Here is a 24,171-nt window from a genome sequence, read left to right as displayed (position 1 = left end):
CTTGCATGACCCTATGGCGTTTTTTGGTTGCATGCCTGGCCCTGACCATTGCTGCGGAACGTGCCGCCGCCTGCAGCGAGCCTGTCTGTATTGTTGACTATCAAAGTCTTCGTCTTTCAAAGATCATAACGTTCGAAGATTTGCCCAGTTCTATGGGACCGGGGCAAAAAATTGATGACGTTCTTGTGCAAAATGGCGCAAAGTTTGGTGAGCGATTTGCAGGTCAGGTCCGGCAGGCAGACGGCGACTACGACCGCATAGTGGGTCAAGCCAAGAGCCCCCTGACAACACGCGCTGGCAGCACTGATGAATCTCTCGGAATCCAACGGTTGTACGACAGCAATGTACTACTGGGTTACGGACCCAACCGGTATCCGCACCGCGATGCAATAGGTGAAGGTGCAATTGCAGTTCTCTTTGATATTGACCAATCCGCGTTTGGTTTTCGTCTGCGCGGAGGCGAAGACGGGTACGCGAGCATTATTTTCCATCGTCGTGACGGCACGGAAATTTCTTCAATGAGGCTTGGCCCTTTGGGCGAAGATTCCTTTGGGTTTGTCCGGCAAGACAAGGTGCCCGACATCGCCGGGTTCACGCTACACAACAACGATCCGGCGGGAATAGCGATTGATGATCTGATCTTTGACGATTCATTCCAAATCGGTAAGATAGCAACCGTTCAAACCCAACAGCCGGGTTAAGAGCTCTTTCCAAGTTCAACCTACCCCATTGGCAGTAGGTAAATCCTCGACTATATCGGAAACATGTTTGGACAACTTCTTAAACGCCTCATCGAGCCGCAAACCGAACCGCTTCCAGATACTGACGCACGCCTTGCGCTTGGCGCATTGCTGGTACGGATTGCAAAATCAGATCACAGCTATGCGGTGGAAGAGATTTCGCGGATCGACCGGATTTTGGCGAGCCGCTATAACCTGAACGCTGTTGAAGCGGCGAAGCTGCGTGCACATTGCGAAAAAGTTGAACATGACGCTCCGGACACCGTTCGGTTTACGCGCGCCATAAAAGATGCCGTTCCTTATGAAGACCGCGAAGCGGTTGTCGAAGCACTGTGGGATGTTGCCCTTGCGGACGGAATGCGAAGCGACGAGGAAAACTCGATCCTCAGAATGGCGTCCAGTTTTCTTGGTGTGAATGACCGTGACAGTGCGCTGGCACGACAACGCGTTGAAGCGGGAAGAAAATGATTGCGCACTTCGGTATGTACGACCGCGCAGAAACTGCGGAGGCGAATAATCGACTTTGGTCAGCAATACGCACGCAGCTGGGGTACGGGCCGGACACTTTAACGTGTGACGGTGATTTCTTTGAAATCTGGCAAAACCCCGACTTGCTGCTTTCTCAGACATGTGGCTATCCATATCGCGCACGCCTGCACGGGCATGTCACATTGGTTGGAACACCGGACTATGGCCTGGCAGACTGCCCTGCCGGCTATTACAACAGTGTTTTTGTCGCGCGGGCAGATGACCCCAGGTCGGAGCTTAAAGATTTCAATGGCGCGTGTCTGGCGTACAACGACGCGCTATCACAATCCGGTTGGGCTGCTCCGCGTGTTTATTGCGATGCGAACGGAATTTCACTTGGGTCACTTTTCCAAAGCGGTGCTCATGCAGCTTCAGCACGTGCAGTTCATGAAGGGCAGGCGGATTTTGCGGCGCTTGATGCGATAACATGGTCTATGATTGAAAGATGGGACCCCTTCGCCAAAGACTTGCGTGTGCTGGCGCACACGCCCTGCACACCTGGCTTGCCGCTGATTTCAGCAAAAGGCGCGGACAAGGCCAAACTTTTCAATGCGATTGCGAGCGCGATAGAAGATATCACCCAGCAAGATCGTGACACACTGTCGATTTACGGCTTTGTTGACATTCCGGCAGAACTGTATCTGGCAATCGAAAACCCACCATCCCCATGACAGAATGGCCGTTTTTTCCGCCTAAATGACTAAATGTGTTGGAACGATACGTAATTTGAACGTTGCATTAGCTGTTTTTTTCGGAATTACTGCGAGCCTGAAACAATAAAGACAACGGTTTAACGTGAACGACACCAAAACACCCGTCATCGAAATTCGTGGACTTCATAAGGCGTATGGCCAACTTGAAGTTCTTAAAGGTGTAAGCCTCTCAGCTCATAAGGGCGATGTCGTATCGTTGATTGGCTCTTCCGGCTCTGGAAAATCCACACTGCTCAGGTGCTGTAATCTTCTTGAGGACAGCCAACAGGGCGAAATTCTTTTTGACGGTGAACCGATAAAATGGCGCGGCCAGGGCCATTCCCGACACCCTGCTGACAAAGAGCAACTGATCAAAGTTCGCACAAATCTGTCGATGGTTTTTCAGCAGTTCAATCTGTGGGCCCATATGACCATCCTGCAAAACGTGATGGAAGCACCGCTTACAGTTTTGAAGCGTGATCGCGACCAAGTCGAGGCGAGCGCACGCACCTATCTGGAAAAAGTGGGAATTGGCGATAAATGTGACGTTTATCCTGCGCAGCTGTCCGGCGGGCAACAGCAAAGGGCGGCGATCGCACGGGCATTGGCGATGGAACCACAAGCCTTGCTGTTTGATGAACCGACCTCCGCACTTGACCCGGAATTGGAACAAGAAGTTGTAAAGGTCATCAAGGATCTTGCCAAAGAAGGCCGCACAATGCTGCTCGTCACGCACGATATGCGGCTTGCTGCCGATGTATCAGATCATGTGATCTTTCTTCATCTGGGGCTTATTGAAGAAGAAGGCCCCCCTGCCGAACTATTCCGCAACCCTAAAACCGAACGTCTGAAACAGTTTCTAAGTGCAACAGTTTCAGAGTAAATTACGCGAACCACCATGGGAGAATCTATCATGAAAAAACTTATCTTAACCACTGCTGTCTTGGCGCTGAGCGCTGGTTTTGCAATGGCCGACACCGTTCGTCTTGGTACGGAAGGTGCGTATCCTCCATATAACTTCATTAACGATGCAGGTGAAGTTGACGGCTTTGAGCGTGAGCTGGGCGATGAGCTTTGCAAACGTGCGAGCCTGGAATGCGAATGGGTCACAAACGAGTGGGATTCTATCATTCCCAACCTCGTATCTGGAAACTACGATGCCATTATCGCTGGCATGTCGATCACTGAAGAACGTGATGAAGTTATTGATTTCACACAAAATTACACACAACCTGACCCGTCAGCCTATGTTGCACTGTCAGCAGATGCAGACATTGAAGGCGGTGTTATCGCTGCTCAGTCCGGTACGATCCAGGCGAGCCACATCGCTTCATCAGGTGCCACGCTGGTTGAATTTGCGACACCAGATGAGACAATCGCAGCAGTTAAAAATGGCGAAGCTGACGCAGTGCTTGCGGACAAAGCGTATCTTGCGCCAATCGCCGATCAGGATTCAGACCTGACATTGATTGACCAGGACGTGTTGTTGGGCGGCGGTGTTGGCTTGGGCTTGCGCGAAAGTGACTCGGAACTGCGTGACAAGTTCGATGCCGCAATCCAGTCCATGAAAGATGACGGCTCGCTGGACGAACTGATCACCAAGTGGTTCGAGGGTAACGCAGCCCTCTTCGGATCAAGCTCATAACAAACAAAGGCGGGGCCGACATCGGCCCCGCTTTTCACATGGGGTGAACATGTTTTCCTTCTGCGCCGATCCCGAAACACTATCAGGCCTGACGTGGGTCAGTTGCTACCTGACAACGGGTAAGCACATGGGGTTTTATGCCTCGTTTGGTACTGTGATGTTGTTGCTTCTTGTAACCGCACCTACGGCACTTCTGTTTGGCTTTGGCGGCGCGATGGCTGCGCGATCAGTGGTGGCCCCAATCCGCTGGTTCGGAAAATCCTACACCTCAATTGTTCGCGGTGTTCCTGACATTGCTTTCTTTCTTTTCTTTGTTATTGCGCTGGACCAGGGCATCGAATGGATGCGGCACAAAGTAAAATGCCCCGATTGGCCCGAGGCCGTTCGCCAGGGCAACGACTTTGTCGTCTGCTCTGAAGCCAAGATGCCACTTTCTTCTTCTGCACAATGGGTGCACGAGATTTACGGGTTTTCACTGGCGGTTCTGACTTTTGCCATCGTGTTTGGTGCCTTTGCTGCGAATGTTCTTTTTGGCGCTATGCGTGCTGTTCCGCGCGCGCAAATCGAAACCGCAGAAGCCTACGGTATGTCACGCAGGCAGGCGTTCTGGCGTATTCTGGTGCCGCAAATGTGGGTCTATGCCCTGCCCGGTCTTAGCAATCTCTGGATGATTCTGATCAAGGCGACACCGCTTCTGTTTCTTCTGGGCGTCGAAGACATTGTCTATTGGGCGCGCGAGCTTGGCGGGTTGAAGACCAACGCCTTTGCTTATCCGCACCCGGATTGGCGGCTTTGGTACTTCCTTGGATTGCTCGTTTTTTATCTGGTTCTGACACGGGTTAGCGAAATAGCTCTGGCTCGTATGATGACAAAACTGACACATGGTCAGGCCACAACCGGTGGCGAAGCCCAGAGAAAGGCCGCTGCATGAGCTGTCTTGAAACCATACAGGCCTATGGGTTGCGTTCAATTGGGATAGGTGAACGGCTATTGCCGCGCTCTGATTTCACGCTATGCGATCAGTTTACCCTGATCGGCTCTGGCATGATCTGGAACATTTACTTCGGTGCGCTCGCGCTTTTCATCGGGTTTTTCATGGCAACCGGCCTCGCGCTTGCCAAATTTAGCTCCAATATCTGGCTGCGCAAACCCGCCGAATGGTTCATTTTCATTTTGCGTGGCTCACCACTTTTCATTCAGTTTTTCCTCGCCTACGAAACCTTTGTTCTGCTGCCAAAAGTCGGTGTTGATATCAATCTAGGGTTTGCTGAAATCACCGCTGAAACCCGCTGGCTGACCAAGGCCTGGCTTGGTGCGCTTATCGTATTGTTTTTAAACACTGCTGCGTACTCCGGAGAGATTTTCTATGGTGCGCTTCGCTCTATTCCCAAAGGTGATGTAGAGGCCGCAGATGCTTATGGTCTTACTGGGTGGACCCGTTTCAAGCGCATTATCTGGCCAACCATGCTGCGTCTGGCATGGCCTGCCTACACAAATGAAGCGATCTTCTTGTTTCACGCTACAACACTGGTCTTCTTCTCTGGTTTTCCGGCGTGGCAGCAGAGTGGGGACGCGCTTTATTATGCGAACTATTTCGCAGATAAAACGTTCAACCCCTTTGTGCCTTATCCAATTTTAGCTGGTTATTTCATTTTACTAACCCTTTCTGTCATCACCGTTTTTGGTTTGATAAACCGGAAGCTCAACCGACATCTCCCGCAAGAACAGCGGCGAAAAATGCGGATCCGCCCACAGTTTATGCGCTAGAAACTTTTACTGATTGCCAAATGCTTTCCTAGGCATTGGCCCTTCTAACGAGGTCAGTATTCATGAAAATCGGCATACTGGAATGCGGCCACACCGAGGGTGAAATCGCTGAAAAGCACGGCACCTTACCAACGTTGTTTGCAAATCTGCTAGATGGGCATGGTTTTACCTTCGAGAACTGGGATGTCGAAAACCGGGTTTTTCCACCGGATGAATTCGCCGCGGACGGCTGGCTTGTGACAGGCTCAATTCACGGGGTTTACGAAGATCACGCGTTTATCCCAGCATTGGAAATCTTTGTCAGGCAGGCCTACAGCGCTAGCGTGCCAACAGTTGGCATCTGTTTTGGCCACCAGTTGATTGCACAGGCCCTCGGGGGGCGCGTTGAAAAGTTTCAAGGTGGATGGATGATCGGACATCAGGTTTACGATTTTGAGGAACACGGCGAACTAGGACTGAACGCCTGGCATCAGGATCAGGTTATTGAGCGTCCGACTGATGCACGTGTTATCGCATCGAACGATTTTTGTACCAATGCAGCGTTGCTTTATGGCAATCGCGCGCTGACAATTCAGGCGCATCCAGAACTTGGTGGCCCCATTATCGCAGCCTATCTAAAAATGTGTCGCGGCACACGTGATTACGATGATGCAATTATGGACAGGGCGGAAGAGAACCTGACAAGGCCTGACGCCTCTGCTTTCATTGGCGACCAGATCGCGTCCTTTTTCAAAGCTGCGTATCTTGCTCGATAGTCTGCAAAGCAGTCTCAAGAAACGGTTTTCCGTAATGTAAGAAACAAATGACCTGACCTGCTCCGCTCTGCGGGAGCAGCGCTATTGCAGTTTATACGGAGGCAACTTTTCGCGCGCGAAAACGCGAATTGAAAAAACTGTGGATTTGGTGGAAGAACTGTTCTACTGATTTTCCGAAAAGGTTGTTCAGGAAAGTTAAAATCATGACCTCCAATATATCCTCCACTGCCCCGAATGTTTATGACGCTGAGCCGATCCCGGAAGCTGCGCGCGCTGAAATCGACCGGCTGCTCGCAACGGGTGATCTGTTCCGCTACACCGCCCCTGACGCAGCACCCGTTGCCCTGCTTGAAAAAGAGTTTGCAGACCTGCTGGGAAGCCGGTTCGCTTTGGCTGTGTCTTCCTGTTCCGCTGCATTGTTTTTGTCGCTGAAAGCGCTTGGTTTACCTCGTGATGCGCGGGTTCTGATTCCGGCCTTTACATTCGCAGCCGTGCCGTCGGCCGTTGTGCATGCAGATTGCAAGCCTGTGCTTGTCGAAGTCGGCGAAAACTACCGAATTGATATGGCGGATTTTGAGGCGAAGCTTGATGACAGCATTCAGGCCGTCCTGATCAGCCACATGCGCGGCCATACCTCTGACATGGATGCGATCATGGCACTTTGTGACGCGCGTGGTCTGCCGGTTATCGAGGATGCCGCGCATTCACTCGGCACACTCTGGAATGGCCGCAATATTGGAACAATTGGCAAAGTCGGGTGTTTTTCGTTCCAGTCCTACAAACTGATCAATGCCGGCGAAGGTGGCATACTGGTCACCGATGACGCTGATTTGGTTGCGCAGGCTGTGATTATGTCCGGCGCCTATGAAAACAACTGGAAAAAACACCCGGTTTTGCACGCTGCCTTTGCCAAGTGGCAAAACAAGCTGCCGCTCTACAATCTTAGAATGCAAAACCTTTCTGCCGCCGTGATCCGGCCACAACTGGGCGAACTAGCCCGCCGCGTGCGCGATGGTGGTGCCAACCACGATTGGGTTGCAAAGCAATTGGATGCTTCACCCTGGCTTCATGTACCACCACCTCTGGCCCAGGAAACACGCGCGCCTGATTCAATCCAGTTCAACCTTGTTGGATGTTCAGAGGATGAAACCCATGCCTTTATCAACGCCAGCAAAGCCCGAGGTGTTGGCGTGCAGGTGTTCGGTCTGACAGAGAACAACGCACGTGCATTCTGGAACTGGGAATTTATCGGCCCACAACCCGATTTGCCGCAGACCCGCGCCATGTTGATGCGCGCCTGTGATGTTCGCCTTCCGGCACGCTTAAGCCGCGAAGACCTCTCCTATATCGCCAATGCGCTAACCAAAGCGATAGAAGAGGTTAAATCCACTGCCCGTGCGGTTGCATAGGGGCCAAAACTTATAACAAACGCAATGTGTTGCCGAGCCAGGGGATATTCGCCCGTGCTGGTTTAACGATCATATCGTCAAGTAATTTTCGCAGTCTTACCGCGGCCTGCGCGGGCATATCGCCCAACACATCGCGTCGAGCATTCAAAGAAATCGTGCGCGACAGGGGTGCAAATGGTAGCGGAACAAGGTCTGCTTTATCGCAAAATCGTTGTGCACGCAGATAGCCGAGGGGTGTCAATATGGTCCAGCCTGCACCACTGGCAACCATAGCCATAATCGCGTGATAGCTGTCGAGTTCAAACCGATGCGAAAGCCGCAGATTTTGGCGCGCCAGATGCGCCGCAATTTGACGGCCCATAACATGACGTGCTGTGTACTGAATTAACGGTAGCTTGTTGAGTTGCGCAAGAACATCGCCACCCTGATCAACTAATCCCTTTGGGACGGCAGCTAAAAATGGCTCTTCCAGCAGCGGATGGACTTCCATCCATGGAGCACTTGCACCCAGATCGGCGGCAACAATCACATCCAAGGCTCGCGCATCTAAAAGGTCAAACAACCGGTGACTTGCACCTGTTTCAAGCAAGAACTGGCAACCTTTCAGATCACTCGCCATCTCTGTCAAGAAATGCGGCGTCACATCGGCATCAAAATCCTCAATCATTCCGAGCCTAAACCGGGTCAGGGATGAAAGATCTGCTGTCGCAAGTTCGGCGCGTGCCTGCTCTGCCTCATTCAGTATAGATTGCGCGCGACGGCGGAAAATCTCGCCCGCAGGCGTCAAAGACACCGGTCGCGCACTTCGGTTGAACAATGTCGCGCCAAGGGCGCCTTCGAGATTGGTGATTTGTTGACTGACCGCAGAGGCGCTTGCCCCTAACCTGCGGGCCGCAGCGGAAATCGACCCCTCTTCAGCGGTCGCAGCAAAAACCTCTATTCCCCAAAGGGTGATCCGTCCCGGAGTATCCACCATGTGCAATTTCCACCCGGCTGAGAACCACACGCTGTTTGCTGGTTTGTGCGCCGTTCAATCTTAAAGGTTTGAAAGCTTTTTCTGCAGTTCGGCCAGTTGTTTTTTTATATCGTTAAGGTCGCCCGAATCTTTAGCTTCTGGCTCGGCCTTTTCCGTCTCTTCTTCCTGGCCGGCCCAACCACCTGTCATGGCTTTCATGAAGGCTTCTTGCTGCGCTTTCATGATCTCAAAGCCTGGCATTGATGTTATTGGGTTAATTGAGCCGATCTTTTCCATCACCTGGCTCTGACCGTCACGCAGCATTTCAAAAGACATTGCCAAAAACTCTGGCACAACACTTTGAGCCTGAGTTGTGTAACTGCGCACGAGATCGTTCAAAACGCCAAGTGGCAGCACATTTTCACCGCGGCTTTCATGGTCCGCAATAATTTGCAGCAGATATTGTCGCGTAAGGTCGTCCCCGGACTTCAAATCAATAATCTGCACTTCGCGTCCATCCCGGATGAATCCAGAAATGTCATCAAGTGTCACATAGTCGCTGGTTTCGGTATTGTACAACCGCCGGCTTGCATAGCGCTTTATCAACAGAGGCTTTGTGTCATCGGTCAAGGTCAGTCCCCTTCTGCAGTGCAGAGAAGACTAAGCTTGTGCAGCATAATTGCAAGAAAAAGAAAAAGGCAGGCCCCGCGAGGGACCTGCCAATGCGATAAATATCTTCAGGGAGGGGGAAGATATTCTATCGGGAAAGCTTATTTGCCAGCAGATTTTGCAGCTTTAGCAACGTCAGCAGTTGCTTTCTTAACAGCAACAGTTGCTTCTTCGCCCATGTCTTTGCCAGCTGCGAGCATCAGTTCAACAGTTTCCATTTGAACTTTTTTAGCAACTTCAGCGAAAGCAGCCATGTTTTCAGCAGCCATTTCAGCCGATGCAGATGCGAAATCTGTCAAAGATTTCGAATATTCTGTTGGCTCGTCTTTAACTGCAGAAACATCAGCCAGTTTAGCGATGGTTGCTTTTGTCCAGCTGGAAGAAATCTCAGCGGATTTGTCTGCTGCTTGAAGAGCAACTTTTGACATTTGCTCGCCAAGGCGGGCTTGAGATTTGAAAGCATCCTGAACAGCCGTTGTGTCCACTGGGAATGCGCCCATCATGTCTTGCATGATTTTGGTGAAGTCTTGTGTATTAGCCATTGTCTTGCTCCTGAAACTGCAGGTGGGAGGAACCTGCGTAAATTCTTTCTGTGCAAACAATATGCATGCTGCAGCGCGGCATTTCAAGTAAAAAATGCTGCGCTGCAGAAAGAAATTAATTTACTTATTTTTCAATGTTTTGCGGTGCAACAACATATGTTCCGGGCGCCGCGCACAATACTTTGTTCGTCGAATCACCCGGAATCCGCGCCAGAACCTGTTTGCCAGAACGTGCCGCAAGCCATTCGCTCCAGTGTGGCCACCACGAACCCTCGTTAAAACTTGCGCCCGCCTTCCAATCATCCGGATCACCAGAGACTCCGTCGTTCAGATAATGACCGTATTTCTTCTTCGAAGGTGGGTTTACGATGCCCGCGATATGGCCGGATTCCGACAGGATGAATTTTTTTGACTTGCTGCCAAATTGTTTGATCCCGTTGAAGCTCGACTTCCAGGCGGCAATGTGATCGGTCTCGCACGCAATCGCGCAAATTGGAACGGTGATGTCCTTGAGCGTCAGGTTTTCGCCAAGCAGCTCGTATCCTTCGTTCACAAGTTGGTTTTGCTGACAAAGATCGCGCAAATATTCCATAGTCATGCGCCCGGGCAAATTTGTCCCGTCACCGTTCCAGAACAAAAGATCAAAGGCCGGAGGCGTTTCACCAAGCATGTAACTTTTGATGGCCGGGCCGTACACGAGATCATTCGAGCGCAGGAACGAGAAGGTGCGCGACATGAAGTAGGACTTCAAGACACCATCAGCCTCTATCTGTGCCTCAATGCCATCGACAAAGTCGTCTTCCAGAAATACGCCAAATTCGCCCTGATCTTTGAAATCAGTCATCGTAGTAAAGAAGGTCGCCGATTTGATCGACTTGTCGCCCTTTTTCTTAAAGTAGGCCAGAGTAAGCGAAAGAACCGTACCCGCAACACAATAACCAACCGCATTCACTTGCGGCTCATTCGTAATTTTTTTAACTTCCTCAATCGCCCGAATATAGCCGTCAGTGACGTAGGTATCGAGCCCAACATCTGAATAGCTTGAATCCGGATTTACCCAGCTTACAACGAACAGGGTATAGCCCTGCTCCACAATCCATTTGATCATAGAATTTTGCGGCTTCAGATCGAGAATGTAGAATTTGTTGATCCAGGGCGGAAAGATTATAAGTGGCGTTTTATGCACGGTTTCAGTCTTTGGTGAAAACTGGATCAGCTCGAACATTCTGTTCCGAAAAACAACGGAGCCTTCCGAGGTCGCGATATTCTCGCCGACTTTAAACGCTTTTTTATCGGCGAGCGAAACCAGCAAGTCGCCTTCATTAGCCTCCAGATCGCGCACCAAGTTTTCCAATCCGTCGACAAGCGATTGCCCCTCCGTTTCGATCGCACGAATTAATGCTTCTGGATTTGTCGCCAGGAAGTTGGTGGGCGCAAGCATGTCAACGATCTGACGTGTGAAATATTCCAACCTCTGGCGATCTTTGTCTTCCAGACCATCCATATCGGAGACAGCGGTTTCTATCGCCTCGGTATTGAAAAGATATTGTTGTTTAACAAAGTTGAAATACGGGTTGGTATCCCACATCGGGTTTGAAAAACGGCGGTCTTTTGGACCGATATCTTTTGGTGGCTCAATCATCCCCTGAGTGAGCGCTTGTTGCGCTTCAACATAATGGGTTAGCGCTTTGCCCCAGTAAGAGACCTGATGTTCAAATAACTTCGCAGGATTCTGTACCATTTCGTTCAAATATGCTGCACCTGCTTTCACAAACAAGTCATGGCCAGGCCGTTCAAGGCTGGGATTCGCAGCTTTCTTTTTGGACAATACCGCTGCCAATCGTTGCGCAAGTGCTTCAACTTTAGCCAAATTTTCTGTCATTTGGTCCAATTCGCCACCTGCGTCCTGATGATCAGTTGTCATATAGAAAAATCCACCTTAAGTTCGCTGCAGTTGCAGCATAGCGTTAAAGGCTCTTAGGTCAAAGCGACGAAATGCAGCGGCAAGAAGCGTAAAAAGGAATGCAGATGCGGTATATGGCGACCTACGACCTTATGGAAGCGACGCGCAACACCAACCAGTGGCTCGGCGCAACCGCCCTTGCGATGGCATCGTCTCCTTTCACAGGCCTTATTCCAAATCCGATGTTTCAGGTCATGGCAGCCTGGGGTGAAGTGACTGAACGCACCTTTGCCCGAATGATCACCAAACCCGACTGGGGCATCCGCACATTCACATCCGGCGGTAAGGATCATCTCGTCACTGTTGAAACTGTTGTCGAGCGTCCCTTTGGCGACCTTATTCATTTTAAAGTACAGGGCAGCAAACCCAAGGCCCGAAAAGTCATGCTTGTTGCACCAATGTCTGGTCACTACGCCACCCTTCTTCGCTCTACCGTCAAAAGTTTACTCGTTGATTGTGAAGTCTATATTACAGATTGGCACAATGCGCGCGATATTCCTGTTTCCGAAGGCAAGTTCGATGTTGAGGATTATACGCTCTACCTTGCCGATTTTATGCGCCACCTTGGCCCCGACATTCATATTATTGCTGTCTGCCAGCCAGTCCCTCTTGCACTTGCAGCAACAGCTTATCTGGCTGGGGAAGACCCGGATGCACAACCGCGCAGCCTGACGCTGATTGGTGGCCCGGTTGACCCTGATGCTGCCGCAACAGATGTTACAGACTTTGGGCGCCGCGTAACCATGGGCCAACTCGAAGAAACCGCCATTCAGCGCGTTGGGTTCAAATATGCTGGTGCAGGCCGAATGGTTTATCCGGGGCTCCTGCAGCTTGCCTCGTTTGTATCAATGAACCGGGACCGTCATTTACAAGCCTTCTCAGACCAGATTGTCCGTGCTTCAAAAGGCGAAGCGTCAGACCACGATGCGCACAACCGCTTTTATGATGAGTACCTCGCGGTCATGGATATGACAGCAGAGTTCTACCTTTCAACGGTAGAGCGAATTTTCAAGAATCGTGAAATTGCAAAGAACTGCTTTGTCGTGAATGGCGTTACTGTCGATATAGGCGCGATCACCGATGTCGCCGTCAAAACCGTTGAAGGTGCTAAAGATGATATAAGCGCCCCCGGCCAGTGTGTCGCAGCACTTGACCTGCTGACCGGACTGCCAGAAAGCAAAAAGGCCAGTCACGTAGAGCCGGGTGCAGGCCACTACGGTATTTTTGCTGGTAAAAGCTGGCGGAACAATATTCGCCCGTTGGTCCTTGATTTCATCGATACGAACTCTGGCAAGCGCGAGAAAAAAGCAAAACTTAAAGCCGTCTGATTTCACTGGTCGAGACGGAGCAGAGTATCAAAAATGCGCCCTCTATCTCAGCACGACCGGTGCTGACAGCCATTCGCGCATGATCTCGGTCGTCGTCTCGGGTGCTTCAACGGTAGGCAGGTGGCCGGCGTCTTCAATCACGCGAAACTCGGCATAAGGGATAAGGGTTGCCATAAATTCCTGACGCTGCAACGGGGTCAGCCCGTCGTATGATCCGCAAATGACATAGGTTGGTATTCGTATTGTCCGAAGTGTTTTTTGCTGATCCGGGCGGCGTTGCAAGGCACGGGATTGCCGCACAAATATGTCTGCCCCAATTTCCAGCGCCATGCCTTGGATAAGGTTTAAAACGGTAACGCGTTGTGGACCATGTGCAAGATATTCCGGTTTCAAAACCTCTTGCATCACTTCGCCAAGCCGCCCCGCTTTTGCCCCAACGATCTGCGGTTCACGCTCTGCCGCTTGAGAAGGGGTTTCAGACAAAGCGCTCGTGGAAATAAGCGCAAGTCGACAGACCCGGTCAGGCGCGCGACGAAGTATCTCCAGTGCGACGATGCCACCCAGAGAAAGCCCCGCAAGCGCAAACCTTTCAGGCGCGTTTTGCAGGATGTGTTCGGCCATCACCTCAACGGTTTCGCCCTTGATCGCGGGCGAAATCACCACAATGCGCCCGGCTGAAAGCGCGGAAATCTGCGCCTCAAAAACCCGCGCATCGCACATCATGCCGGGCACCAGCACCAGCGGTTCAGCCATTTCATTCCCCCATCACGGTCTCGTTACCGTAACGCTACGGGAATACGCCGGATTTGCCTACGAAATTTCGGGGTTAATTTGGAAGTTTCGCCAAATTTGGAGATGGAATGCGCAAGCCGCGAAAAACAGGAAAATCGGCATAGCGCGCGCGCCGCTGTTCTTTTGTTTCTGACTCTTGCTCTGCGTGCCGCAGCAAAACGCCATTCCCACCAATCCATGTGCGAATTTCGCGCGTCGGCACCTCGTGCCAAGTCAGGTTAAAAGCACAAAGTTTCGGGAAAAACTGCATTTCCGAATACGGCAGGTGATCATGCACCCACCACGCCAGGTCCCGCCAGTCACGACCCAAGGCGTATTGATCTGCGAACCACGGAATAACGATTGTCGCACAGGCACCGACATGCCCCGCGGCATCGCGCCTGTCCCAGATGTGACCTGCATAGTCAGATACGCTTTTGGCGCAATTCAGAGCGTGTTCATTTCCAAAATCATTGACCGCTTCAGACCGCAAACCCGACCGAACAGATACCACACCAAAAGTTTCGACCATTGGATCAAGCAGATTTCCACACAGCCCCTCACCTGCCTTTATCGCAAGATCAGGATTATCGGGAATATTTTGAAGCTGGTGAAAATTCGCAATTTCCGAATAGAGGAACTCACGCATGAAGAAGTATTTTGACAACCGTACGCGGCCTAAAGTTTCAAGACTCCACATGCTGCCAGGCCGGCGCATTACCTCAGGCTCCATTCCATTGAAATTCCCCCTTCGGGCCAAGCGGTGAAAACGGGTTATGCGCCACTTCCCAGACGTGACCATCCGGGTCGGCAAAATAGCCGTGATAGCCACCCCAGAAGACGTCCTGAGCGGGCTTCAGAATACGTGCTCCCGCGGCTTCGGCCAACTCGAGCAACGGTTTTACATCCGCCTTGTCACGCAGGTTGTGGGCCAGCGTAACACCAGAGAACCCACCAATCGATGCTTCGTCAATGCCAAGCTCCTCGGCCAGTGCGGCGCGTGGATAAAGACCAAGGGTTTGCCCGATCAGGTCAAAGGCAACAACCCCGTCTGGACTATCGACTTTTTCCCAGCCAAGTGCAGCGTAGAAAGCTTCGGACACCTCAGTGTCAGAAACCGCTAAAGTTATCAGACTGATACGTTGATCCATATTTTGGCCCCTTTCCGTTGGAAAATCGCTCGATTTAACTTTTTATAACATCCTCAATGCTTGCAACGATCATCGCCAGGCAATCTTCATCTGAAAACCGGTGGTCAGCACCTTTGACAAGTGTCAGGCGAATGTCGGACCCTGCGGCGTGGTCAAGCAACCGAAGTGCAACAGACATATCAACGTCTTCATCAAGAGTTCCCTGCAAAAACCGTGTTGGAAACGGCAGGCTAAGCGGGCTGCGCAGGACAAGCTGGTTACGGCCGTCCTTGATTAGTTTCTCGGTGATGATGTAGGGGTCGTCCGCATAGTCAGACGGAAGTTCTATCAACCCGTTCTTTGCAAGCTCTTCTTTTTGATTATCCGAAAAACCTGCCCACATACTGTCTTCAGTAAAATCTGGCGCAGCAGCAACCCCAACCAAACCAGCAACCCGTTCAGACATAGCTTTACATACCAACAACGCGATCCAGCCGCCCATCGACGACCCAACTAAAATCTGCGGCCCTGTCGTCAGTTCCAAAATAGCGGCAATAGCGTCTTCAGCCCATTCCCCTATCGATCCTTCAGTAAAAGCCTCTGACGAATGGCCATGCCCGGAATAGTCAAACCGTAAAAACGCGCGTCCTTCAGAGCGCGCCCAGGCCTCAAGATGAAGGGCTTTCGTCCCCTCCATGTCCGACTTGAACCCGCCAAGGAAAACGACACCTGGCGCTTGCCCTTCGGATTTATGGTACGCGATACGGCGGCCCTGAGGCGTGGTGATGTAAGATGGTTGCACGAGAGGTCCTCTTTTTTCGTCGACGCCTTAGCGAAGCGATTATGCCACGCTTTTTCAATTCGATTATGCGTCCCTATGGCCCTGTACTGCAATGCTTGACATCCTGCCCAGCAGATCGCATTTACCCGGAATACCGCAACCGGGCGTTTCGTAGGCGCCAAACTGACGAGGAGGCCAAAGATGGCTCAGATCTCTCTGACTTTTCCCGATGGCAATGCACGTGACTTTCCCGCAGGCGTAACGCCTGCCGAAGTTGCTGCGGGCATTTCGAATTCGCTGGCTAAAAAAGCAATCTCTGCAACCGTAGACGGCAAGCACTGGGATATGCAGTGGCCAATTGAAAACAATGCCTCAATCGCCATTCACACGATGAGGGATGATGTGCAGGCTCTTGAGTTGATCCGGCACGATTTTGCGCACGTTATGGCGCGCGCTGTTCAATCGCTTTGGCCGGATGTCAAAGTTACGATCGGCCCCGTTATCGAAAACGGCTGGTACTACGACTTTGATCGCAAAGAGCCCTTCAGCACCGAAGATCTCGCCACCATCGAAAAGAAGATGAAGGAAATCATCAATCTGCGTGACATTGTTCGCACGGAAGTTTGGGATCGTGCGCGTGCGGTCGCGTTCTACGAAGCAAATAACGAGCCATATAAGGTCGAACTGATCGAGGCAATCCCGGGTGATGAGCCGCTTCGCATGTACTGGCACGGCGATTGGCAGGATCTTTGCCGTGGTCCACACCTGCAACATACGGGACAGTTGCCAGCAGACGCTTTCAAACTGATGTCAGTCGCCGGCGCCTATTGGCGGGGCGACAGTGACCGCGCAATGTTGCAGCGGATTTATGGCGTGGGCTTTCAAAACAAAGAGGGCCTGAAAGCGCATCTTCATATGCTCGAAGAGGCCGCAAAACGCGACCACCGCAAACTTGGACGTGAAATGGATTTGTTTCACATGCAGGAAGAGGCACCCGGCCAGATTTTCTGGCACCCAAACGGCTGGACGATCTATACAGAACTGCAAGACTACATGCGCCGCAAACAGCGTGCAGGTGGTTATGTCGAGGTGAATACGCCGCAAGTTGTTGATCGGAAGCTTTGGGAAGCCTCAGGCCACTGGGAAAAATATCAGGAGCATATGTTTATCGTCGAGGTGGACGAGGAACACGCACGCGAAAAATCTATTAATGCGCTGAAGCCGATGAACTGCCCCTGCCACGTACAGATATTTAACCAGGGTCTGAAAAGTTATCGCGATCTGCCGCTCCGGATGGCGGAATTTGGAAGTTGTAATCGGTACGAACCCTCAGGCGCGCTGCATGGGATCATGCGTGTGCGCGGTTTTACGCAGGATGACGGACATATTTTCTGCCGCGAAGATCAGATTGAAAGCGAAACGCGCATCTATATCGATTTCCTGTCGGAAGTTTACCGCGATCTTGGCTTTGAAAGCTTCCGGGTAAAATTTGCGGACCGACCGGAAAAACGCACGGGTTCAGACGAAATTTGGGACAAGGCTGAAGAGGCGCTGCTAAATGCAACACGTGCCGCCGGAATCGAGCCTGAAATGAACCCCGGGGAAGGTGCGTTTTACGGGCCGAAGCTAGAGTTTGTTTTGACGGACGCAATCGGCCGAGACTGGCAATGCGGCACCCATCAGGTGGATTTTGTTCTGCCAGAGCGTTTGGACGCGAATTATATTGCTGAAGATGGCGCAAAGCATCGTCCGGTCATGCTACACCGTGCGACGCTTGGATCGTTCGAACGCTTCATCGGCATTCTGATCGAAAGCCACGCTGGAAAACTTCCGTTCTGGATTGCACCGCGTCAGGTTGTCGTGGCGGCCATTGTGTCTGACGCAGATGACTATGTTCAAGACGTCACCGCCGCCCTGACAGCAGGAGGCGTTCGGGCAGAAGCGGATGTGCGCAATGAAAAGATCAACTACAAGGTTCGCGAACATTCGCTTGGAAAAGTACCCGTTATTTTGGCGGTCGGTAAAAAAGAAGTAGAAGATCGCAGCGTGTCGATGAGACGGCTTGGCGAAAAACATTCAACTGTAATACTGCTTGATGAGATCGTGAACAGCCTGTCAGTCGAGGCCAAGGCCCCCGACTTGTTGTAAGAAACTGAAAAATTTGGGGCACGCGCGTTGAAACAATTCCACGTGCGTGCCCATATTTTTCAGATACTTAACAAAGAAAAATCTCACAGAAACTGAACTCAGGTAACGCAACCGTGAATGACATCGTTGTGTATAGAAAAAGAGATAAACCTTTTGTTAACCTTTTCGTGTCGCAAGGACGCGATCTGTAAAACCGTTACAAAGGAATCTTTTATGTCTAACCCTGTAAAATCTCTTGTTGTTGCTGGCGCTGTTGCCGCTGCTTTGACTGCCCACACAACAACTCCTGCTGCTGCAGCTGACAACGAAAAATGCTACGGTGTTTCGCTTGCTGGCGAAAATGACTGCGCCGCTGGCGTTGGAACAAGCTGCGCCGGTACGTCAACCGTAGATTACCAAGGTAACGCATGGAAAGCGGTTGCTGCTGGTACATGTGAAACGATGGAATTGCCCGACGGCCGGATGGGCTCTTTGACTGCGCTTGAGCGTGATCTCCCAGCATAAAATTTTTATGCGCCCTCGCTGTTTGGCGGGGGCGCTTTTTTACGTGTACTTTGTTAGGATGTCTGATGCTTGACGCTGCCCGCCATATGTTTGACTCCCTACCGAACCGCCCTGGCGTAGGGTACAAACCTCAGCATTTTTCAGACATACTCGCTGACCCAACACCTGTTGAGTGGCTTGAAATTCATGCCGAAAACTACATGGGCGATGGTGGTCGCCCTCTGGCACAGTTGCGCGCACTTGCCGAACGTTTCGCATTTTCAGTGCATGGTGTCGGGCTTTCTATTGGTGGTGAATCACCACTAAATCCCGAGCATCTTGCGCGCCTCAAACACCTTGTGAACTGGCTGAACCCGGCAAGGTTTTCCGAGCATCTGGCATGGTCCACGCATGAAACGCATTTCCTGAATGACCTGCTTCCAATGCCGTACACCCAGGCAACGCTTGACCGAGTTGTAGAACATATCGACCAAGTTCAAGAAATCGTTGGGCGGCGAATGCTGCTAGAGAACCCGTCTTCTTATCTGGCCTTTGCAGAGAGCACCTTTGAAGAAGTGGATTTTCTTGCTGAGATCGCCAAAAGAACAGGCTGCGGTTTACTGCTGGATGTGAACAATGTTTTTGTTTCAGCAACGAACCAGAAAACCGATCCGCGTGCTTATATTGACGCTTTCGCGCTCAAACATGTTGGCGAAATCCATCTTGGTGGCCACGACGAGGATGAAGACGATACCGGCGCACCGCTTCTGATCGACAGCCATGGAAAAGAGGTTATTGATCCGGTTTGGGCGCTTTATGAATACACGATTGAAAAAACCGGTCCGCTACCGACCCTGATAGAATGGGACAATGATGTTCCTGATTGGCCCGAACTTGCCGCTGAAGCCGCGCGTGCGGCAAAAATACTGGACAAGGTGACGGTATGAGCGTCGACCAGACACAATTCACAGACGCACTGCTGAACCCGAAGCTAAGCGTTCCAAAAGGCCTGGTTGATCCCGAGGGCCGCCCGGCGGGCAAACGATTCTCCGTTTATCGCAACAACGTGGCGGTCAGCTTGACCGAAGTCCTGATTGGCGCCTTTCCCGTAATTTACAGACTGGTCGGCGATGATTTCTTTCGCGCGATGGCTGGTGTTTATCTTCGCAAGCATCCCCCGACATCTGCATTGATGATGTTCTATGGCGACGAGATGCCAGGCTTCCTGGAAGAATTCGAACCGGCTGAAAACCTTGGCTACTTACCTGATGTTGCGCGGCTCGAAATAGCATTGCGTCAGTCTTACCATGGTGAAGACGTGCCGCCCATTCAGCCCGACATCTTACAAACCTTACCAGTAGACCGGTTAATGAGGGCAAAACTACTGTTTGCCCCGACAGTGCGTCTGGTCCGGTCAAGGTGGCCGATCCACGGAATATGGCTTGCAAACACACAACCAGATGCCCCAAAACCGGAAATGAAAGCTGAAAATGTGTTGGTAACACGGCCTGAATTCGACCCGCTCGTTACTTTGCTTGTACCGGGAGCCGGGCTTTTCATCGACAGCCTGACAAAGGGTAAAACCTTTGGTGAAGCCTATGATCTGGCGGCAGAAAAAGTAGAGAGCTTTGATTTGTCTGCCTTGCTGGGTGTGCTTCTTTCTAGCGCTGCTATTACAAAAATTACTGAAGGAGACAGCCAGTGAACACGCTGATTTCGCTACACAATTCTATCTTTGAAAAGCTTGAAGGTTTACTGGAGGGCTGGTTTATTCCAACACTCGCCCGCTTTACCTTTGCTGCCACATTGCTTGTCTATTTCTGGAATTCGGCAAGCACGAAAGTCGGAGAGGGGATTTTCGGTCTGTTTTCTCCGGCGTCCGGAGCTTACTTCCAGATTTTCCCAAAGGCGATCGAGGCAGCTGGCTATAACCCGGAAAACCTGACCCTTTTCCACACACTCGCCATCATCGCTGGAACAACTGCCGAGTTTTTGTTGCCCTTGCTTATCGTCATCGGGTTGTTCACCCGGCTTGCTGCACTTGGCATGATTGGATTTGTCACCGTACAAAGCCTGACAGACCTTTTCGGGCACGGCGGAATTGAGCATGAAGGCACATTAGGCGCCTGGTTTGACAACCTTTCGGACGGGCTAATTCTTGACCAGAGACTTTTTTGGGTTGCTATCTTGCTGACGCTCGTCGTGAAGGGTGCCGGGCCGCTTTCTGTTGACAAGATCTTGAGCCGTCAGTGACTGTCAGGCTGAAGAGCCGCCAGCGCGAGCACCCCACCCAAGCCACACATTGCAATTGGGAACATGGTGAACACACCGAATCCGAATGCATAGAGCATACCGGCAGCCGACAACAACATAAGGGCTCCACCAATTTGGGCACGGGCGCGTGACATCGCCCCACCCGCAATCGCCAACAGTGGGGAAAACAGACTCACAAAACGGACCAGACCAACGTTTTCAACCTGTTCAAGCACATCAGGCGCTTCGTTTCCCATCCAATCCACGAACTCGGTGTAACCGTAGCTGAAAAAACCGACGATCATTCCAATGATGCCGCCAACAATACCCAAAACCAATGCCGCATTACGCATGTTACGCCTTCCCTTTGCCCAGATCACATAAGAACGCGGGCCTACCTATCCAAGCCAACTTTCCGCAACGTCGCGTGACCAGCCTAACGTTAGCCTGTCCCCGTCTTCTATTACCGGGCGTTTCATAAGTGTTGGATGAGATGCCAGCAAGTCCAATGGCGCAGCATTCTTTTGATTTTCACTAAGCTCGCGCCAGGTTTTGGAATTTTTGTTAAGAAGCGAAGAACCGAAGGTTTTAAAAAAGCGGTCCATATCGGGTTTTTCAACACCATCCGCGCGCACATCTATTACAACCGGCGCGTATTCGGCCGCTTTCAACGCTTTGAGCGCCTTTTTGCAGCTATCGCATGTTTTCAAACCAAAAAAACGCATTGTCCCTCCTGTTTTTCGGCTGTACTATAAGCAAGTCTTTGCGCGGTTCGAGTGGTTTTTCTTGCAATTTCCCTGATTCTTGCGCATATGACTAACGTGACAACAGTTTTCTTTGACGACCGCCTTCTTCAAAAAGGGCAGCTGAAGTGAATGAAGACCTGGCTGCACCACCCCGTCACAATACCGTGGGCGGGTTCTATGAAGGAGATTACGGAATGGCTACTGGCACCGTAAAATGGTTTAATACTACTAAAGGCTTCGGCTTTATCGCACCAGATGGCGGCGGAAACGATGTTTTCGTTCACATTTCTGCGGTTGAGCGTTCCGGTCTGACCGGCTTGGCTGATAACCAGAAAATTGAATACGAACTGCAAGAAGGCCGTGATGGTCGTCAATCCGCAGTCGATTTGAAAGCGTTGTAAGCTTTTATATTTTGAACGAATCGTTAGCTTTATACTTTTTGTTCAAGACCTTTTCTGAATACCAAACGCCCTATTCCAAACGGAATGGGGTGTCTTTATTTAGAAATAACTAGGCGTATTGATCCAGTCTGGACATTACCCAACACCCCTAAGTCGTAATCTGCAAGTAGATGCGACGTTTTTTGAAAGATACTAAAATGGCTACTGGCACTGTAAAATGGTTCAACTCAACCAAAGGTTTTGGCTTTATCGCACCTGATGGCGGAGCAAATGACATCTTTGTTCACATTTCCGCTGTTGAGCGTGCAGGCATGACCGGCCTTGCAGACAACCAAAAAGTAGAATTTGACGTTGAAGAAGGCCGTGATGGCCGTCAGTCCGCGACAAACCTTGTTGCCGTCTAAAACTACCATATGGGAGATCGGAACTAAGCTTGCTCTTTCGGATCGTCTGAGCATCTAAAGCTAAGATTTCCCGCAAAACAAAATGAGACACCCCTTCCGAAAGGAATGGGGTGTTTTTTTATGCGCAATCTCATGGTTTCAGTTACTTTTCTTTGATCTGACATGCAATGCAAAGCCCCTGTAGTGTGCTTATTGCAAATATCCGCCAGAAGAGTGCATGCTCTTTAAGATTAATAAAGGCCTTACTCATGCTTAAATTCACTGTTGCTCTAACCACAAGTTTTTTGCTGTCCTCTGTCCTTTATGCTCAGGAAACAGCGGACGCAGTAGCACCGGAAGCAGCTACTGAAACCGCTGTCGTGGCGTTGTCACAAGCGGCACAAGCGGCACTTGAGGCAAAAGCGGCAGAGCGCCCTGTTCGAGCAAAGAACTGGATGGTTGCCGCTGCAAACCCCTACGCGGTTGAGGCAGGGGCCGAAGTTCTGAAAAACGGTGGGAGTGCGGCCGACGCAATGGTGGCTGTTCAAGCTGTTCTGGGTTTGGTTGAACCGCAATCCTCAGGCCTTGGTGGCGGTGCATTTCTCGTCTGGTATGACGCAGAAAGCGGCGGGATCACCACCTTGGATGGGCGTGAAACGGCACCTTTGGCTGCGACCCCACAGTTGTTTCAGGACGAAAACGGAGAGCCGCTGAAGTTCTTTGATGCTGTTGTCGGCGGCCTTTCCGTCGGCACACCAGGTACGCCCGCACTGATGGAAGAAGCGCACCGTCGCTGGGGAAAGGCGAATTGGGGAAGCCTGTTTCAAAACGCGATCAAGTTGGCTGATGCGGGTTTCTTAGTGTCGCCTCGGCTTGCCCAGCTTGTTCAAAATGATGCAGAGCGGCTTTCGCGATTTCCCGCAACTGCGGCATATTTCTTGCCTGACAGCGTGCCAATCAAGGATGGCGACACACGTCGAAACCGTCCCTATGCCGAAACGTTAAGGGCCTTGGCGGAAAATGGGTCCGAAGCCTTTTACAAAGGCGTCATTGCCGAAGATATTGTCGCCACCGTGCGCAATGCCTCTGGCCGCACAGGGGCGCTTTCAACCGTCGACCTTGCGCTATACAAAGTTATTGAGCGCCCTGCCGTCTGCGCCGACTACCGCGAGTACGATATCTGTGGGATGGGTCCACCATCGTCTGGCGCGCTGACGGTTGGTCAAATCCTTGGTATACTTCAGTCGCATGACCTTGGCGCACTCGGCCCGGAAAGCACCGAGAGTTGGCGTTTGATTGGCGATGCGTCACGTCTCGCATTCGCTGACCGGGGCAGATACATGGCCGATAGTGACTTTGTACCGGTGCCGGCCAAAGGACTGATAGATAATGCTTATCTTGCGGAGCGAGCTCGACTGCTGGATCGTGAACGTGCATTGGAAAACGTTTCCCCCGGAACACCAAGCTGGGATCACGCGCAGCTTTGGGGTGACGATGTGTCAATCGAACTTCCCTCGACCAGCCACATTTCGATTGTCGACGGCGATGGCAACGCTCTTTCGATGACGACAACAATTGAAAATGGTTTTGGCAGCCGTTTAATGACCCGAGGTGGCTTTCTTTTAAACAACGAACTGACAGATTTTTCGTTCCGCACGCATTCAAACGGATACCCGATTGCCAACCGGCTTGAGCCCGGCAAACGCCCGCGTTCGTCCATGGCACCTACAATTGTGTTGTCTGAGGGCACACCGGTTTTGGTGATTGGATCCCCAGGCGGAAGCCGGATCATCGGATATGTCGCGCAAGCCATTATCGCGCATCTTGATTGGGGAATGGATGTACAGCAGGCCGTCGCAATGCCGCATCTGGTGAACCGGTTTGGCACTTACGATCTGGAGGCAGGTACATCTGCGGCCGCGCTGGAAACGCCATTAGGGGCACTGGGCTTTGAGATCAAAACCCGCGACCTGAATTCAGGGCTTCATGCAATTTCGATTAATCAATTTCTCGAAGGCGGGGCAGATCCGCGTCGCGAAGGTATCGCTCTTGGAGAGTAGACATAAAACAAAGCGTCAAATG

28 protein-coding genes are annotated in these 24,171 nt (G+C 51.4%); 18 read left to right on the top strand and 10 right to left on the bottom strand.

Going from position 1 to position 24,171, the window contains the following annotated elements; genetic code table 11:
* Positions 1 to 5: 5 nt before the first annotated feature.
* The 9 genes from J4E70_RS15730 (at position 6) to J4E70_RS15690 (ending at position 7,536) form a co-directional block, all read left to right on the top strand.
* On the top strand, positions 6 to 701 hold the full coding sequence (locus J4E70_RS15730) for a hypothetical protein (RefSeq protein ID WP_213890600.1): 696 nt from the start codon (positions 6 to 8) through the stop codon (positions 699 to 701).
* 63 nt (positions 702 to 764) lie between these two features.
* Positions 765 to 1,208, top strand: coding sequence for a tellurite resistance TerB family protein (locus tag J4E70_RS15725; RefSeq protein WP_213890599.1), 444 nt, complete (start codon positions 765 to 767; stop codon positions 1,206 to 1,208).
* Positions 1,205 to 1,939, top strand: a complete 735-nt coding sequence (locus tag J4E70_RS15720) for a phosphate/phosphite/phosphonate ABC transporter substrate-binding protein (protein ID WP_213890598.1) — start codon at positions 1,205 to 1,207, stop codon at positions 1,937 to 1,939. The genes J4E70_RS15725 and J4E70_RS15720 overlap by 4 nt, the downstream gene beginning before the upstream one ends.
* Before the next feature lie 124 nt (positions 1,940 to 2,063).
* Complete coding sequence (locus J4E70_RS15715) at positions 2,064 to 2,843, top strand: ABC transporter ATP-binding protein (protein ID WP_213890597.1); 780 nt, start codon at positions 2,064 to 2,066, stop codon at positions 2,841 to 2,843.
* A gap of 30 nt (positions 2,844 to 2,873) precedes the next feature.
* Positions 2,874 to 3,605 carry a transporter substrate-binding domain-containing protein gene (locus J4E70_RS15710; RefSeq protein ID WP_213890596.1) on the top strand — a complete coding sequence of 244 codons (732 nt, stop codon included), beginning with the start codon at positions 2,874 to 2,876 and terminating at the stop codon, positions 3,603 to 3,605.
* 49 nt (positions 3,606 to 3,654) lie between these two features.
* Entirely contained in the window at positions 3,655 to 4,536 is an 882-nt protein-coding gene (locus tag J4E70_RS15705) for an ABC transporter permease (RefSeq protein ID WP_213890595.1), read from the top strand.
* Complete coding sequence (locus tag J4E70_RS15700; protein WP_213890594.1) at positions 4,533 to 5,372, top strand: ABC transporter permease; 840 nt, start codon at positions 4,533 to 4,535, stop codon at positions 5,370 to 5,372. Before J4E70_RS15705 ends, J4E70_RS15700 begins: the two co-directional genes overlap by 4 nt.
* 62 nt (positions 5,373 to 5,434) lie before the next feature.
* The gene (locus J4E70_RS15695; protein WP_213890593.1) at positions 5,435 to 6,127 is read left to right on the top strand and encodes a type 1 glutamine amidotransferase; all 693 of its coding nucleotides are present in this window, start codon (positions 5,435 to 5,437) and stop codon (positions 6,125 to 6,127) included.
* A gap of 203 nt (positions 6,128 to 6,330) precedes the next feature.
* A complete protein-coding gene (locus tag J4E70_RS15690; protein WP_213890592.1) occupies positions 6,331 to 7,536 on the top strand; it encodes a DegT/DnrJ/EryC1/StrS family aminotransferase in 1,206 nt (401 codons plus the stop codon).
* A gap of 10 nt (positions 7,537 to 7,546) precedes the next feature.
* On the opposite strand, the gene J4E70_RS15685 is transcribed toward J4E70_RS15690, so the two are convergent.
* The 4 genes from J4E70_RS15685 to phaC form a co-directional block, all read right to left on the bottom strand.
* Positions 7,547 to 8,512, bottom strand: coding sequence for a LysR family transcriptional regulator (locus J4E70_RS15685; protein WP_213890591.1), 966 nt, complete (start codon positions 8,510 to 8,512; stop codon positions 7,547 to 7,549).
* Positions 8,513 to 8,572: 60 nt separating this feature from the next.
* Entirely contained in the window at positions 8,573 to 9,121 is a 549-nt protein-coding gene (gene phaR, locus J4E70_RS15680; protein WP_213890590.1) for a polyhydroxyalkanoate synthesis repressor PhaR, read from the bottom strand.
* A 140-nt stretch (positions 9,122 to 9,261) separates the two neighbouring features.
* Positions 9,262 to 9,702 carry a phasin, PhaP gene (locus J4E70_RS15675; protein WP_213890589.1) on the bottom strand — a complete coding sequence of 147 codons (441 nt, stop codon included), beginning with the start codon at positions 9,700 to 9,702 and terminating at the stop codon, positions 9,262 to 9,264.
* A gap of 124 nt (positions 9,703 to 9,826) precedes the next feature.
* The gene (phaC, locus tag J4E70_RS15670; RefSeq protein WP_213890588.1) at positions 9,827 to 11,626 is read right to left on the bottom strand and encodes a class I poly(R)-hydroxyalkanoic acid synthase; all 1,800 of its coding nucleotides are present in this window, start codon (positions 11,624 to 11,626) and stop codon (positions 9,827 to 9,829) included.
* A gap of 104 nt (positions 11,627 to 11,730) precedes the next feature.
* Between phaC and phaZ the strand changes: the two genes are divergently transcribed.
* Positions 11,731 to 12,993 carry a polyhydroxyalkanoate depolymerase gene (gene phaZ / locus J4E70_RS15665; protein ID WP_213890587.1) on the top strand — a complete coding sequence of 421 codons (1,263 nt, stop codon included), beginning with the start codon at positions 11,731 to 11,733 and terminating at the stop codon, positions 12,991 to 12,993.
* Between the two features lie 42 nt (positions 12,994 to 13,035).
* On the opposite strand, the gene J4E70_RS15660 is transcribed toward phaZ, so the two are convergent.
* From J4E70_RS15660 to J4E70_RS15645, 4 genes are all read right to left on the bottom strand, one after another.
* Positions 13,036 to 13,746: an alpha/beta fold hydrolase gene (locus J4E70_RS15660; RefSeq protein WP_213890586.1), complete on the bottom strand. Its 711-nt coding sequence runs from the start codon at positions 13,744 to 13,746 to the stop codon at positions 13,036 to 13,038.
* A gap of 73 nt (positions 13,747 to 13,819) precedes the next feature.
* Positions 13,820 to 14,482 (bottom strand): hypothetical protein, encoded by a 663-nt coding sequence (locus J4E70_RS15655; protein WP_246531793.1) that lies wholly within the window; start codon positions 14,480 to 14,482, stop codon positions 13,820 to 13,822.
* A gap of 4 nt (positions 14,483 to 14,486) precedes the next feature.
* Entirely contained in the window at positions 14,487 to 14,915 is a 429-nt protein-coding gene (locus J4E70_RS15650) for a VOC family protein (RefSeq protein WP_213890585.1), read from the bottom strand.
* Between the two features lie 34 nt (positions 14,916 to 14,949).
* Positions 14,950 to 15,696, bottom strand: a complete 747-nt coding sequence (locus tag J4E70_RS15645) for an alpha/beta hydrolase (RefSeq protein ID WP_213890584.1) — start codon at positions 15,694 to 15,696, stop codon at positions 14,950 to 14,952.
* Between the two features lie 180 nt (positions 15,697 to 15,876).
* On the opposite strand from J4E70_RS15645, the gene thrS reads away from it, so the two are divergent.
* From thrS to J4E70_RS15620, 5 genes are all read left to right on the top strand, one after another.
* Complete coding sequence (gene thrS / locus J4E70_RS15640; RefSeq protein WP_213890583.1) at positions 15,877 to 17,823, top strand: threonine--tRNA ligase; 1,947 nt, start codon at positions 15,877 to 15,879, stop codon at positions 17,821 to 17,823.
* A 213-nt stretch (positions 17,824 to 18,036) separates the two neighbouring features.
* A complete protein-coding gene (locus J4E70_RS15635) occupies positions 18,037 to 18,327 on the top strand; it encodes a BufA1 family periplasmic bufferin-type metallophore (protein WP_213890582.1) in 291 nt (96 codons plus the stop codon).
* 65 nt (positions 18,328 to 18,392) lie between these two features.
* A complete protein-coding gene (bufB, locus tag J4E70_RS15630; RefSeq protein ID WP_213890581.1) occupies positions 18,393 to 19,253 on the top strand; it encodes an MNIO family bufferin maturase in 861 nt (286 codons plus the stop codon).
* Positions 19,250 to 20,011 carry an HvfC/BufC N-terminal domain-containing protein gene (locus J4E70_RS15625; protein WP_213890580.1) on the top strand — a complete coding sequence of 254 codons (762 nt, stop codon included), beginning with the start codon at positions 19,250 to 19,252 and terminating at the stop codon, positions 20,009 to 20,011. The genes bufB and J4E70_RS15625 overlap by 4 nt, the downstream gene beginning before the upstream one ends.
* The gene (locus J4E70_RS15620; protein WP_213890579.1) at positions 20,008 to 20,559 is read left to right on the top strand and encodes a DoxX family protein; all 552 of its coding nucleotides are present in this window, start codon (positions 20,008 to 20,010) and stop codon (positions 20,557 to 20,559) included. The genes J4E70_RS15625 and J4E70_RS15620 overlap by 4 nt, the downstream gene beginning before the upstream one ends.
* Here J4E70_RS15620 and J4E70_RS15615 read toward each other — a convergent pair.
* Both J4E70_RS15615 and J4E70_RS15610 read right to left on the bottom strand, forming a co-directional pair.
* Positions 20,553 to 20,912 (bottom strand): DUF4064 domain-containing protein, encoded by a 360-nt coding sequence (locus J4E70_RS15615; protein ID WP_213890578.1) that lies wholly within the window; start codon positions 20,910 to 20,912, stop codon positions 20,553 to 20,555. The genes J4E70_RS15620 and J4E70_RS15615 overlap by 7 nt on opposite strands.
* Positions 20,913 to 20,957: 45 nt before the next feature.
* On the bottom strand, positions 20,958 to 21,284 hold the full coding sequence (locus J4E70_RS15610) for an arsenate reductase family protein (protein ID WP_213890577.1): 327 nt from the start codon (positions 21,282 to 21,284) through the stop codon (positions 20,958 to 20,960).
* Between the two features lie 215 nt (positions 21,285 to 21,499).
* On the opposite strand from J4E70_RS15610, the gene J4E70_RS15605 reads away from it, so the two are divergent.
* From J4E70_RS15605 to ggt, 3 genes are all read left to right on the top strand, one after another.
* The gene (locus J4E70_RS15605) at positions 21,500 to 21,706 is read left to right on the top strand and encodes a cold-shock protein (protein WP_213890635.1); all 207 of its coding nucleotides are present in this window, start codon (positions 21,500 to 21,502) and stop codon (positions 21,704 to 21,706) included.
* A 197-nt stretch (positions 21,707 to 21,903) separates the two neighbouring features.
* Entirely contained in the window at positions 21,904 to 22,110 is a 207-nt protein-coding gene (locus J4E70_RS15600; protein WP_213890576.1) for a cold-shock protein, read from the top strand.
* A 248-nt stretch (positions 22,111 to 22,358) separates the two neighbouring features.
* Entirely contained in the window at positions 22,359 to 24,149 is a 1,791-nt protein-coding gene (gene ggt, locus J4E70_RS15595; RefSeq protein WP_213890575.1) for a gamma-glutamyltransferase, read from the top strand.
* The last annotated feature ends 22 nt before the right edge of the window (positions 24,150 to 24,171 follow it).

Source organism: Pseudohalocynthiibacter aestuariivivens (genome assembly GCF_018457175.1).
GTDB classification, from domain to species: domain Bacteria; phylum Pseudomonadota; class Alphaproteobacteria; order Rhodobacterales; family Rhodobacteraceae; genus Pseudohalocynthiibacter; species Pseudohalocynthiibacter aestuariivivens.
Note: the sequence above shows the minus strand (reverse complement) of the source record. Positions and strands in the feature narration are given on the sequence as shown.

Coding starts and splice junctions, on each gene's coding strand:
- J4E70_RS15730 (WP_213890600.1), top strand. CDS start 6: ATGACCCTATGGCGTTTTTTGGTTGCATGCCTGGCCCTGACCATTGCT.
- J4E70_RS15725 (WP_213890599.1), top strand. CDS start 765: ATGTTTGGACAACTTCTTAAACGCCTCATCGAGCCGCAAACCGAACCG.
- J4E70_RS15720 (WP_213890598.1), top strand. CDS start 1,205: ATGATTGCGCACTTCGGTATGTACGACCGCGCAGAAACTGCGGAGGCG.
- J4E70_RS15710 (WP_213890596.1), top strand. CDS start 2,874: ATGAAAAAACTTATCTTAACCACTGCTGTCTTGGCGCTGAGCGCTGGT.
- J4E70_RS15705 (WP_213890595.1), top strand. CDS start 3,655: ATGTTTTCCTTCTGCGCCGATCCCGAAACACTATCAGGCCTGACGTGG.
- J4E70_RS15700 (WP_213890594.1), top strand. CDS start 4,533: ATGAGCTGTCTTGAAACCATACAGGCCTATGGGTTGCGTTCAATTGGG.
- J4E70_RS15695 (WP_213890593.1), top strand. CDS start 5,435: ATGAAAATCGGCATACTGGAATGCGGCCACACCGAGGGTGAAATCGCT.
- J4E70_RS15690 (WP_213890592.1), top strand. CDS start 6,331: ATGACCTCCAATATATCCTCCACTGCCCCGAATGTTTATGACGCTGAG.
- J4E70_RS15685 (WP_213890591.1), bottom strand. CDS start 8,512: ATGGTGGATACTCCGGGACGGATCACCCTTTGGGGAATAGAGGTTTTT.
- J4E70_RS15675 (WP_213890589.1), bottom strand. CDS start 9,702: ATGGCTAATACACAAGACTTCACCAAAATCATGCAAGACATGATGGGC.
- phaC (WP_213890588.1), bottom strand. CDS start 11,626: ATGACAACTGATCATCAGGACGCAGGTGGCGAATTGGACCAAATGACA.
- phaZ (WP_213890587.1), top strand. CDS start 11,731: ATGCGGTATATGGCGACCTACGACCTTATGGAAGCGACGCGCAACACC.
- J4E70_RS15660 (WP_213890586.1), bottom strand. CDS start 13,746: ATGGCTGAACCGCTGGTGCTGGTGCCCGGCATGATGTGCGATGCGCGG.
- J4E70_RS15655 (WP_246531793.1), bottom strand. CDS start 14,482: ATGCGCCGGCCTGGCAGCATGTGGAGTCTTGAAACTTTAGGCCGCGTA.
- J4E70_RS15650 (WP_213890585.1), bottom strand. CDS start 14,915: ATGGATCAACGTATCAGTCTGATAACTTTAGCGGTTTCTGACACTGAG.
- thrS (WP_213890583.1), top strand. CDS start 15,877: ATGGCTCAGATCTCTCTGACTTTTCCCGATGGCAATGCACGTGACTTT.
- J4E70_RS15635 (WP_213890582.1), top strand. CDS start 18,037: ATGTCTAACCCTGTAAAATCTCTTGTTGTTGCTGGCGCTGTTGCCGCT.
- bufB (WP_213890581.1), top strand. CDS start 18,393: ATGCTTGACGCTGCCCGCCATATGTTTGACTCCCTACCGAACCGCCCT.
- J4E70_RS15625 (WP_213890580.1), top strand. CDS start 19,250: ATGAGCGTCGACCAGACACAATTCACAGACGCACTGCTGAACCCGAAG.
- J4E70_RS15615 (WP_213890578.1), bottom strand. CDS start 20,912: ATGCGTAATGCGGCATTGGTTTTGGGTATTGTTGGCGGCATCATTGGA.
- J4E70_RS15610 (WP_213890577.1), bottom strand. CDS start 21,284: ATGCGTTTTTTTGGTTTGAAAACATGCGATAGCTGCAAAAAGGCGCTC.
- J4E70_RS15605 (WP_213890635.1), top strand. CDS start 21,500: ATGGCTACTGGCACCGTAAAATGGTTTAATACTACTAAAGGCTTCGGC.
- J4E70_RS15600 (WP_213890576.1), top strand. CDS start 21,904: ATGGCTACTGGCACTGTAAAATGGTTCAACTCAACCAAAGGTTTTGGC.
- ggt (WP_213890575.1), top strand. CDS start 22,359: ATGCTTAAATTCACTGTTGCTCTAACCACAAGTTTTTTGCTGTCCTCT.